Source organism: Luteibacter sp. UNC138MFCol5.1 (genome assembly GCF_900110505.1).
In the GTDB taxonomy this organism is placed as follows: Bacteria; Pseudomonadota; Gammaproteobacteria; order Xanthomonadales; family Rhodanobacteraceae; genus Luteibacter.
The window spans coordinates 93,947-104,446 of the sequence record NZ_FODZ01000003.1 but is presented as its reverse complement, the minus strand read 5'-3'; the positions used below and the strand labels follow the sequence as shown (position 1 = coordinate 104,446).

The following is a 10,500-nucleotide window of genomic DNA, read 5'->3' as shown; positions in this document are numbered from 1 at the left end:
GCGGCCGGGTCCGCTCCCACGAGGAAGCGGATGGTATCTGTGGGAGCGGCCCTGGCCGCGACGCCGTTGGGGCCGTGAGCCACAGGGCCTGCTGCCTTTCGCGAGAAGTCCGGTCCCACGGGCGGCTCTCTACGGCGTCAACGCCGCGAGGGTCGCCTCGACTTCCACCCGGAAACGACCGAGCGCATCCGGCGCGATGCCGTGGCCGTCCTCGATGTGGGCCTGCAAGGCTTTCGCCTGCATGCCGAGCCGGGTGGCGCCGCAGAATCCGCAGGCGGAACGCAGCCGATGGAGCGCTTCGACGAGGTCGGCGGGCGTGCGCGCGCGTTGGTCGAGCGTCGCGAGCAGCTCGACCAGTTCGCCGCGCAGCAGGCCGCGCAGGGCGGCCATCGTCCCCGCGTCGCCCGTGGCCTTGAGGCTGGCGTCGTCGTCGAGCACTCGGAGGTCCCGATCGACGCCGAGGGTCGCCGCGAGCGTCTCCAGCAGCGAGGCGATGCGGCACGGCTTCTCCACCACGCCGGCGAAGCCCGCGTCGGCGAGCGCCACGCGCAGCGTCGCAGGCATCTCCGCGCTGGTGGCAAGGGCGACCGCGTCGCGCGACGCCGCCGAGGGGTCGCCACGCAGCGCGGCGAGCACCTCGACCGCGCCCCCTCGCGGCATGCGGCAGTCCAGCAGGAGCGCGTCGAAGCGCTCCGACCGCGCGAGCGCGCTTGCCTCGGCGCCGTCCTGCGCCACGGAGGCGACGTAACCCTGCGTCCGCAGCGCGGCGCTTAAGAATTGTCGTGTCGACGCATCGTCGTCGGCGACGAGGACGCGCGCCCGTACGACGGGATCGATGACGGAAAGGGCTTCCTCGGGCATGTAACGTTCCGTGTCGTTCATCTGGATTTGGCAGAATGGCCGAGCATGCTTTCCGTATCAACCCGCACGATCCCCCTGATCCTCGTCGCCCTGGCCGTTCTGGCGTGGAGCGGCGGCGCGTGGGCGGGGCTTTCGGTCGGGGCCGACGCGCTGACCGTGCCGGGCATGGAACTGCGCGGCATGCATGCGGACATCGACCCCGTGGCCGACGGCCAGGGCCTGACCCTGAAGCTGGCGGCGGATCGCGCCGACCTCCCCGCCCTGGGCTGGCGCAAGACGGGACTCGCGATGGACGGCACGCTGGACCGCGACGAGCTCGGCCGCTGGGTGTTCGACGGTTCGGTGCGTCTTCGCGGGGCGCCGGGCGGCGCCCTCGGCGACGCCCGGCTGCACATGGTGGCCGACGACGCGGCGAACACCCTCGCGATCTCCATCACGCAGGACAAGGCGCTGGCCGAGGTCGCCATGCCCATCGATCAGCCGTCGCATGCCCAGATCACGCTCAAGGGCCTGCCGGCCGGGTGGCTGCAGGGCCTGCTGTCCACCGTCTGGTCGGGCAAGACCACGACGGGCCGGGTCGACGCCGATCTCGCGCTCGACCTGCTGGATGGGGGCGTACAGGCCGCCGGGCAGTTCGCGCTCGACGGCGTCGGGTTCGACACGCCGGGCGGAAAGATGGCGGGACAGGCCATTTCCGGCTCGGGCCGCCTCGGATTCGACAGCCGCGCGGATGGGAGCTCGATCGACCTCGACGCGACCCTGCGCGGTGGCGACGTCCTGCTCGGTGCCCTGTACGCCGATCTCCCGGCGCATGCCGTCCAGCTCTCGCTGGCCGCGCGCTCGCAGAAAGGGGCGCTGGCGATCCGGCGCCTGCGCCTTACCGATCCCGATGCGCTGCAGCTCGAAGGCGAGATGGCCTTCGCCGCCAATGGCGACCTCTCCACCCTCAAGCTCGACCGCTTCAACGCCCGCTTCCCGGCGGCGTCCACGCGCTACGGGAAGGGGATCCTGCGGGACGCGGGGCTGGGCGACCTGCGCATGACCGGCGAGGTGGCGGGCCACCTCGCGATGGACGGTGGCGCGATCAAGGCATTCGCCATGCAGACGCAGGGCCTGGACCTCGCGCTCTCGGAGGGGCGCCTGGGCATCGACGGCGTCCACGGCGCGCTCGACTGGAGCGCCGTCGACGACCGGCCGCAGACGCGCCTGGGCTGGCGCGCGTTGCGGGTCTACCGCATCCCCAACGGCGCGGCCGAGGCGACATGGCGCAGCACGGGCGGCGTGCTTCGTCTGGAGAAGCCGCTGGCGATCCCGGTGCTCGACGGGCATCTTCGCGTGCTGGGTCTCTCGTTGCGGCCCGCCGCCGCGACCGGCGAACGCCTGCAGACCTCGCTGGCGCTGACGCAGATCGACATGGCCGCGTTTTGCCGTGCGCTGGGCTGGCCCGAATTCCAGGGCAAGCTCGGCGGTGCCGTGCCATCGCTGCGCTACGTGGACGACCGCGTGGAGCTGGACGGCGGTCTGTCGATCAACGCCTTCGACGGCTTCATCGACGTGACCGGCATGACGCTCTCGCGTCCCTTCGGCGACGCGCCGGTACTCACCGGCGACATCGCACTGCGTCAGCTCGACCTCAGCCTGCTCACGTCGGTGTTCGATTTCGGCAGCATCACGGGCAGGTTGCGCGGTAGCGTGGAGAACCTGCGCCTCGTCGGCTGGACGCCCGCGGCGTTCAGGGCGAATTTCGTGGCGGACGAAGGCGGACGCATCAGCCAGAAAGCCGTGAACAACCTCACCTCGGTGGGTGGCGGCGGCATCGCCGGCGGGCTGCAGGGCGCGGTAATGAAGCTCTTCAAGACCTTCGGCTACAAGCGCATCGGCCTGTCCTGCACACTCAAGGGAGACATCTGCAGCATGGGCGGGCTGGGTCCGGCGAAGGATGGCTACACTATCGTCGAAGGCAGCGGATTGCCGCGTCTGACGGTCGTCGGCCACCAGCGCGACGTGGATTGGCCGACGCTCGTCCGCCGGCTGCAGGCCGCGACCCAGGGTGACGGACCCGTCGTACGATAGGTCGACCCGATCTAGAAACGGAGCAAGGAATCATGCGTAAACCGTTCATTTTCATGCTGCTGACGGCGCTCGTCGCGCTCGTGGGCTGCGTCACGATCAACGTCTATTTCCCCGAGGCGGCGGCCCAGAAGGCGGCCGACCAGTTCATCGGCACGGTGCTCGACGAGAGCGGCGCGACGAAGCCCGCACCGAAGGATCCGGCGCCGGCGAAGCCGCCGGCCGGCAAGCAGCCCTCGGCGTCGATCCTCGACCTCGTCGTCCCGGCCGCCCATGCGGCCGATTCGCCGGACATCCAGATTCGCACGCCCACGACCGATGCCATCCGGGAACGCATGAAAGGGCGCTTCGCCGGTCAGCTCAAGGGCCTGTTCGACAGTGGTGCCGTCGGCTTCACCGCGAACGGCGACGTGGCCGTCCGCGACGCGGGTGCGCTGCCGCTCGACCAGCGTTCGCAGGCCAATGCCCTGGTCGCGCAGGAGAACGCGGACCGTGCCGCCCTCTACCGCGAGATCGCGAGCGCCAACGGCCACCCGGAGTGGGAGCCGCAGATCCGCAAGACCTTCGCGGACGGCTGGATCCAGAAGGCGCCACCGGGCTGGTATTATCGTGACGCCTCCGGCGCCTGGAAACGCAAATAGGCGCCTTCGCCAGGAACGCTCGCGCCACCGTGTGGCGCGTCCTCCCAGCCAGCCCGGGCCATCGGCGGTCCGGGCTTTCACGTTTTTGAGCGCATGACCGAATTCGAAGCCACCATCACCGACCTCAGCCATGACGGCCGGGGCGTCGCCCGTATCGACAACAAGGCCACGTTCGTTTCCGGCGCGCTGCCGGGCGAACGCGTGCTGCTGAAATACCGCAAGCGGCACCGCAACTACGACGACGCCGAAGTCGTCGAGATCGTCGAACCCTCGCCCGACCGTGTCGTGCCGCGTTGCCGTCACTTCGGCCAGTGCAGCGGCTGCTCGTTGCAGCACATGGCGCCCGCGGCGCAGATCGCGGCCAAGCAGCACGTGCTCGCCGAGAATTTCGAGCGCCTGGGCAAGGTCACGCCCGAGGCGTGGCTGCCACCGCTGGTCGACCAGCCGTGGGCCTACCGTCGCAAGGGTCGCTTCTCCGTGCGCTACGTCGCCAAGAAGGAGCGCGTGCTGGTGGGATTCCGTGAGGAATCCAATCCGCGTTTCGTGGCCGACATCGAGACCTGCGAGGTGATCCATCCCGCACTGGGACCCAAGGTCGGCCTGCTCGCCACGCTGATCGGTGGACTCGACGCGGCGCGCGACATCCCGCAGATCGAATTCGCCGCCGGTGACGACACCGTCGCCCTGGTGTTCCGTCACCTCGCGCCGCTTTCGGACCGCGACCGCGACGCGCTCGTCGCCTTCGGCAAGGCGCACGGCTTCGCGATCTTCCTGCAGCCGGGCAACCACAGCACCGTGCATCCGATCTGGCCCGACGCGCCTCGCCTCGCGTTCGCGGTGCCGGCCGACGACGTCGAGCTGGAATTCCAGCCGCTGGATTTCGTGCAGGTCAACGCGGGGATGAACCAGCGGATGCTGGCGCGCACGCTCGAGCTGCTCGACCTGCGTCCGGGCGATCGCGTGCTCGACCTCTTCTGCGGCCTCGGCAACTTCACGCTGCCCATCGCGCGCCACGTCGCCGAGGTCGTGGGCGTGGAGGGCGAGCATGGCCTGGTGGAGCGGGCGGCCGCCAACGCCGCGCGCAACGGACTGGCCAACGCGTCCTTTCGCGTCGCCAACCTGTTCGAGGATCAGCGTGACGAGCCCTGGGCGAAGCAGGCGTGGGACAAGATCCTCCTCGACCCGCCGCGCGCCGGTGCGGACAAGGTGCTGGAGTATCTCCCGCGCAAGGGCACCGACCGGATCGTTTACGTGTCGTGCCACCCGGGTTCGCTGGCCCGCGATGCGGGTATCCTCGTGCAGAAGCACGGCTTCAGGCTCGTGTCCGCGGGCGTGATGGACATGTTCCCTCACACCGCGCACGTGGAGTCGATCGCGCTGTTCGAGCGCGGCTGAAGAGACGGAGCACGCATGGGCGTCGAAATCGAGCGCAAGTTCCTCCTCGCCGGCGACGGCTGGCGCGTCCTCGTGGAGCGGAGCGAACGCATGGCGCAGGGTTACCTCGTCGGCGCGGCCGCCATCGCGGGCGGCATGGCGAAAGCGTCGGTGCGCGTGCGTCTCGCCGACGGGCGTGCCTGGCTCAACATCAAGTCGGCCACGCTGGGCATCGAGCGCCACGAATTCGAATACCCGGTGCCGCCGGACGACGCGGAGCAGCTGCTGCGCGAACTGTGCGACGGCGTCGTGGAGAAGGTCCGCCATCACGTCATGATCGAAGGCGCGCACTTCGAGATCGACGAGTTCCTGGGCGAGAACACGGGGCTCGTCGTGGCCGAGGTGGAACTGCCGTCGGTCGACGCGCGTTTTCCGCGGCCGGCGTGGCTGGGCGCGGAAGTGAGCGAACAGGCCCGCTACTACAACGTCAACCTGATCGATCGGCCGTACGCGGCATGGTCGGTCGCCGAACGGGAAGGGAAGGGAGACACCGCATGCTGATCATCGGTCTTGCCGGCACCGAACTCGCGCCGCACGAGCACGGCCAGCTGCTCGCGCCCGGCGTCGTCGGGGCGATCCTCTTCTCGCGCAATTTCGCGTCGCGCGAGCAGGTCACCGCGCTCATCGAGGCCATCCGCGACATCGCCGGCGAGGACTTCCTCGTCTGCGTCGATCAGGAAGGCGGCCGCGTCCAGCGGTTCCGCGAAGGATTCACCCGGCTTCCGCCGCTGGCCGCGATCGGCGCGCTGTACGACACCGATCCGGTCGAAGCGGTGAACCGCGCCGAGGAACATGCCTGGATCATGGCGAGCGAAATGCGGGCCATCGGCGTGGATTTCAGCTTCGCTCCCGTGGCCGACGTCGGGCACGGGAACCGCGCGATCGGCAATCGGGCGTTCCATGCCGATCCCGACGTCGCCGCCGAACTCGTGCAGGCCTACGTGCGCGGCATGCACCTCGGCGGCATGGCCGCCGTGCTCAAGCATTTCCCCGGCCACGGGTTCGTTCGCGAGGACACCCACGAGGCCGCCGCGATCGACACCCGCAGCAAGGCCGACATCCTCGGTGGCGACCTCAAGCCGTTCGTCGCGGGCATCGAGGCACGTGCCGAAGCCGTCATGGCGGCGCACGTCACGTACACCGCGGTCGACGACCAGCCGGCCGGTTACTCCCACGTGTGGATCGAGGAGATCCTGCGCGGCGAACTCGGCTTCCGCGGCTGCGTGTTCGGCGACGACATCAGCATGGCCGCCGCCGGCAGCGTCGGCGGTGTCGCGGCACGCGCTGCGGCGAACCTCGACGCCGGCTGCGACCTCGTGCTGGCCTGTTTCCCCGACGTGGTGCCCGAAGCGATCGAGGCGGTGAAGGACCGCCGACCGTCGCCGGTCGAGCGCATCGCGCCCCTGCGCGGCGCGATCGGCTCGACCTGGGAAGGCCTCGTCGACAATCCCCAACGCGACCGCTTCATCGCGCGCGTGACCGCCCTGGAGTCCTGATCCGCCCATGACCGCCGCTTCGCTCGATACCGCGCTTCAGAACGCCGACATCCTGTTCACCCGTGAGCAGCTCGACGTCGAAATCGCCCGCATGGGGCAGGAGATCGACGCCGCCCTCGCGGGCGAGCGCCCGGTGTTCCTCACCGTCATGCACGGTGCCCTGATCTTCGCCGGTCAGCTCGCGCTGCGGATCGGAACGGACCTCGAGTTCGACTACGTGCACGCCACGCGCTACCGCGGGCAGACCAGCGGCAGCGAACTGCACTGGTTGCGCCGTCCGGAGGTGCCGCTGAACGGACGTACCGTGCTGCTCGTCGACGACATCCTCGACGAAGGCCACACGCTGAAAGCCGTGCGCGACGCCTGCCTCGACATGGGCGCGGCGCGGGTGCTGCTCGCCGTGCTCTGCACCAAACTTCATGGCCGCCGCGCCGAAGGCATCGAGGCCGACTTCAGCGGCGTCGACCTGCCGGACCGCTACGTGTTCGGCTACGGCATGGATTACCACGAGCAGGCGCGCAACCTGCCCGCCATCTACGCGCTGAAGGACTGACCCCGATGAGCATCGATCTCGCCGTCATCGGCGGCAGTGGCCTCTACGCCTTCGACGGTCTGGAGAACCCCGAGCGGCACGCGGTGGACACGCCGTTCGGGCCGGCCTCCGGCGATGTCGTCACGGGAACCTTCCGTGGCAAGCGGCTCGCGTTCCTCGCGCGGCACGGCGAGAGCCACACCGTGCCCCCGCACCGCGTGAACTACCGGGCCAATCTCTGGGCCCTGCATGAGCTCGGGGCGCGCCGGGTCGTCGCGATCAACGCCGTCGGCGGCATTCGCGACGACATGGGGCCGCGCACCCTCGTGGTGCCCGACCAGATCATCGACTACACCCACGGCCGCTACACCAGCTTCAACGACGTCGACGGCGCCGAAGTCCGCCACATCGATTTCAGCGAGCCGTATACGGCGAGCCTGCGCGCGGCGATCGTCGCGGCCGCCCGCGCCGAGGGGCTCGCGGTGATCGACGGCGGCGTCCACGGCGTGACCCAGGGTCCGCGCCTGGAGACCCGTGCCGAGATCGCGCGGATGAAGCGCGACGGCTGCGACCTGGTCGGCATGACGGGCATGCCGGAGGCGGCGCTGGCGAGGGAACTGGATCTGGAATTCGCCTGCCTGGCGCTGGTGGCCAACTTCGCCGCGGGCGCCGGCGACGACGAGGAAATCAGCATCGAGGAGATCTTCGCGCACCTGGCGGCGGCCACCGCCAACGTGCCGCCGATCCTGGGACGCCTGCTGGCGCAGGGGTAACCGGAAAGAATCGCAGTTGCGCTTTGGTCTGAAACATGTTGATACTTCCGTCGCGCCGCGGGGGCAGGCCAAGGGGATCCATGGGGAACGCCTCGCCATCCGGGAGCGCTTCCAGTCCATGTCCAGAGGTTTCCGCAATGCGTTTCGGTACGGTCAAGTGGTTCAACGATGCCAAGGGTTTCGGTTTCATCGCGCCCGAGGACGGTGGGGAGGACGTGTTCGTCCACTTTTCTGCGATCAATTCGAAGGGGTTCCGTAGTCTCCAGGAAGGCCAGCGCGTGAAGTTCGAAGTGACCCAGGGCCCGAAGGGTGCCCAGGCGTCGGGCGTCGAAGTCGCCGCTTAATCGCCGGCGCATCGCCGAAAAAAGACCCCGCCGGTGACGGCGGGGTTTTTTTTCGGCTGGCTGTTGTGGGAGCCCGCTTGCGGGCGAAGGGTGCTCGCGACGACACGTCGGCATGGCAGGTTTCCACCTGTGCACAGGCACGCGGCCGGCTTCGCCGCCGCCCGCGGCCCCGCACGCTCGCACGCATGCATCGCACCGCCGGCTCGTCCCTCATCGAAGCCCTCGTCGCGCTCGCCGTCTTCGCGATCGGCGCGGCGGCCAACGCGACCTGGATGGCGCACGCGCTGGCGACACATGCGCGCGCATCCCGGCTCGTCGCCGCCGCGTCGATCGCATCCGGACTCGAGGCACGGATGCGCGTCAACGGCGGGGCGGCATGGGCCGGCGAGTATGCGCGTCTCGCGAAGCCAACCATCGACTGCCGCACCCGATGCGACGGCGCGCAGATCGCGGCCGGCGACATCGCCGCCTTCCGCGCCGCGCTGCGCGACCACCTCGGGCCCGCCGCGTCGGGTGATGTGTCGTGCGACCGTTCCGCATGCACGATTCGCATCGCGTGGCAGCGCGGCGAATTGCTCGCCTGGCCCGTCGTTCCATGACGCGCGCCGCACGGGGCAGCACGCTGATCGAACTGCTCGTCGGGCTTGCCGTCGCCACGCTCGTCGCGGCCATCGCCATGACATCCCTGTCGTTGGCCGGCGTCGCGGCGGCGCGCAGGCTCGCGACGGCACGCGCGGACGACGCGGCATGGCTGGCGCTCGCAGCGATCGCCCGGGACCTCCGGTCGTCGGACACGTGGCACGGTTGCGTGGGTTCGATCGCCTGTGCGGGGCACGAGGGCCACGAGGGGCCCGCGGCCCTCGTGCTGGCGGTGGACGGCAGGCAGGTCGCCTGGTTCACGGAGCGCGGACTGATGCGTTGCGAGCTTACCTGCGAGACCTACCTCGACGGCATCGCGCGCGTCGCCTTCCGGGCCGACGTGCCCGGCCCGAACGGATCGATCCGGCGCGTGCCGCTGGCGGAAGGACACGGCGACGACGCACTGGCGATCGGCGTCGCACTGTGGACGACCGATGGCCGTCGTTTCGAACGCACCGTATGGCGACCGCATGCGCGCTGAGCGCGGCGCCATCCTCGTCGTGGTGCTGGCGATGCTCGCCATGCTCTCGATCGTCGCGGCCGCGCTGGCCGAATCGGCGCGGGCACGCCTGCTCGCCGCGCACGCGTTCGTTCGCGCCGAGCGCTGCGCGGCTGGCCGTCCGGGCGACGGGCATGCGACCATCGGGAACGACGCGACAGGCGCGTCGTCGATTGAGGGTACCCATGGATCGCAGACGTTTCCTCCAGGGGGCGACGATCGCCTCCGGCATGGCGCTGACCGCGCAGGGCATCGGCAGGGGCGCGGCGCCGGTTGCGACGGCTAGCGGCGGCATGCTTCCGCGCGTGTGTTCGACGTGGGACTTCGGCGTCGCCGCCAACCAGGCGGCGTGGAAAGTGCTCTCGACGGGCGGACGTTCGCTCGACGCGGTGGAGCAGGGCGTGCGCGTGCCCGAGGCCGACCTGCGCAACCACAGCGTGGGCAAAGGCGGCTATCCCGACCGCGACGGCAAGGTCACCCTCGACGCCAGCATCATGGACGAGCACGGCAACTGCGGTGCCGTCGCGGCGATGGAGCACATCGCCCATCCGATCTCGGTGGCGCGCCGCGTGATGGAGCGCACGCCGCACGTGCTGCTGGCGGGCGACGGCGCCCTCCAGTTCGCGCTCGAGCAGGGATTCCCGCGCGAGGAACTGCTGACGCCGGATTCGGAGAAGGCCTGGCACGAGTGGCTGAAGACGGCGAAGTACAAGCCGGTCGCCAACAGCGAAGTGAAGACGTACAACGCGGGCCCCGGTGGCACGCCCGGCGATGCGAGCAACCACGACACCATCGGCATGATCGCCATCGACGCGAAGGGCAACCTGTCCGGCGCCTGCACGACGAGTGGCATGGCGTGGAAGCTCCACGGCCGCGTCGGCGACAGCCCGATCATCGGCGCCGGCCTCTACGTCGACAACGAGGTCGGCGGCGCGACGTCGACGGGCGTGGGCGAGGAAGTGATCCGCAACGTCGGCAGCTTCCTCGTCGTGGAACTGATGCGTCAGGGCCGTTCGCCGGAAGACGCCTGCCGCGAAGCGGTGGAGCGCATCCTGCGCCGCAAGCCGGAGGCGAAAGACCTTCAGGTCGGCTTCCTCGCGATGGACAAGAAGGGCAACGTCGGCGCGTGGGCGATCCAGAAGGGGTTCTCGTACGCGGTGTGCGACTCGACCCGCCAGGACACGCTCATCCCCGGCAAGAGCACGTACTGA

At 69.9% G+C, this 10,500-nt stretch carries 13 protein-coding genes; 12 read left to right on the top strand and 1 reads right to left on the bottom strand.

Annotation, left to right across the window (positions count from 1 at the left end):
• Nucleotides 1–129: 129 nt before the first annotated feature.
• A complete protein-coding gene (locus tag BMY69_RS08770; protein ID WP_090177240.1) occupies nucleotides 130–882 on the bottom strand; it encodes a response regulator in 753 nt (250 codons plus the stop codon).
• 24 nt (nucleotides 883–906) lie between these two features.
• Between BMY69_RS08770 and BMY69_RS08765 the strand changes: the two genes are divergently transcribed.
• From BMY69_RS08765 to BMY69_RS08715, 12 genes are all read left to right on the top strand, one after another.
• Nucleotides 907–2,934: a translocation/assembly module TamB domain-containing protein gene (locus BMY69_RS08765; RefSeq protein ID WP_090177237.1), complete on the top strand. Its 2,028-nt coding sequence runs from the start codon at nucleotides 907–909 to the stop codon at nucleotides 2,932–2,934.
• A 32-nt stretch (nucleotides 2,935–2,966) separates the two neighbouring features.
• On the top strand, nucleotides 2,967–3,572 hold the full coding sequence (locus tag BMY69_RS08760) for a YdbL family probable chaperone protein (RefSeq protein WP_090177235.1): 606 nt from the start codon (nucleotides 2,967–2,969) through the stop codon (nucleotides 3,570–3,572).
• Between the two features lie 93 nt (nucleotides 3,573–3,665).
• Nucleotides 3,666–4,967: a 23S rRNA (uracil(1939)-C(5))-methyltransferase RlmD gene (gene rlmD, locus BMY69_RS08755; RefSeq protein ID WP_090053871.1), complete on the top strand. Its 1,302-nt coding sequence runs from the start codon at nucleotides 3,666–3,668 to the stop codon at nucleotides 4,965–4,967.
• Nucleotides 4,968–4,982: 15 nt separating this feature from the next.
• Nucleotides 4,983–5,507 (top strand): CYTH domain-containing protein, encoded by a 525-nt coding sequence (locus BMY69_RS08750; RefSeq protein WP_090177232.1) that lies wholly within the window; start codon nucleotides 4,983–4,985, stop codon nucleotides 5,505–5,507.
• A complete protein-coding gene (nagZ, locus tag BMY69_RS08745) occupies nucleotides 5,501–6,502 on the top strand; it encodes a beta-N-acetylhexosaminidase (protein WP_090177229.1) in 1,002 nt (333 codons plus the stop codon). Before BMY69_RS08750 ends, nagZ begins: the two co-directional genes overlap by 7 nt.
• A gap of 7 nt (nucleotides 6,503–6,509) precedes the next feature.
• On the top strand, nucleotides 6,510–7,055 hold the full coding sequence (locus BMY69_RS08740; RefSeq protein WP_090177227.1) for a hypoxanthine-guanine phosphoribosyltransferase: 546 nt from the start codon (nucleotides 6,510–6,512) through the stop codon (nucleotides 7,053–7,055).
• Between the two features lie 5 nt (nucleotides 7,056–7,060).
• Nucleotides 7,061–7,807, top strand: a complete 747-nt coding sequence (locus tag BMY69_RS08735; RefSeq protein WP_090177224.1) for an S-methyl-5'-thioinosine phosphorylase — start codon at nucleotides 7,061–7,063, stop codon at nucleotides 7,805–7,807.
• A gap of 137 nt (nucleotides 7,808–7,944) precedes the next feature.
• Nucleotides 7,945–8,151, top strand: a complete 207-nt coding sequence (locus BMY69_RS08730) for a cold-shock protein (RefSeq protein ID WP_090053863.1) — start codon at nucleotides 7,945–7,947, stop codon at nucleotides 8,149–8,151.
• A 185-nt stretch (nucleotides 8,152–8,336) separates the two neighbouring features.
• Nucleotides 8,337–8,750, top strand: coding sequence for a prepilin-type N-terminal cleavage/methylation domain-containing protein (locus BMY69_RS08725; RefSeq protein ID WP_090177221.1), 414 nt, complete (start codon nucleotides 8,337–8,339; stop codon nucleotides 8,748–8,750).
• A complete protein-coding gene (locus BMY69_RS08720) occupies nucleotides 8,747–9,271 on the top strand; it encodes a pilus assembly FimT family protein (protein WP_090177219.1) in 525 nt (174 codons plus the stop codon). The genes BMY69_RS08725 and BMY69_RS08720 overlap by 4 nt, the downstream gene beginning before the upstream one ends.
• Nucleotides 9,261–9,575: a hypothetical protein gene (locus BMY69_RS19620; RefSeq protein ID WP_177191120.1), complete on the top strand. Its 315-nt coding sequence runs from the start codon at nucleotides 9,261–9,263 to the stop codon at nucleotides 9,573–9,575. Before BMY69_RS08720 ends, BMY69_RS19620 begins: the two co-directional genes overlap by 11 nt.
• Nucleotides 9,475–10,500, top strand: a complete 1,026-nt coding sequence (locus tag BMY69_RS08715; protein WP_090177217.1) for a N(4)-(beta-N-acetylglucosaminyl)-L-asparaginase — start codon at nucleotides 9,475–9,477, stop codon at nucleotides 10,498–10,500. Before BMY69_RS19620 ends, BMY69_RS08715 begins: the two co-directional genes overlap by 101 nt.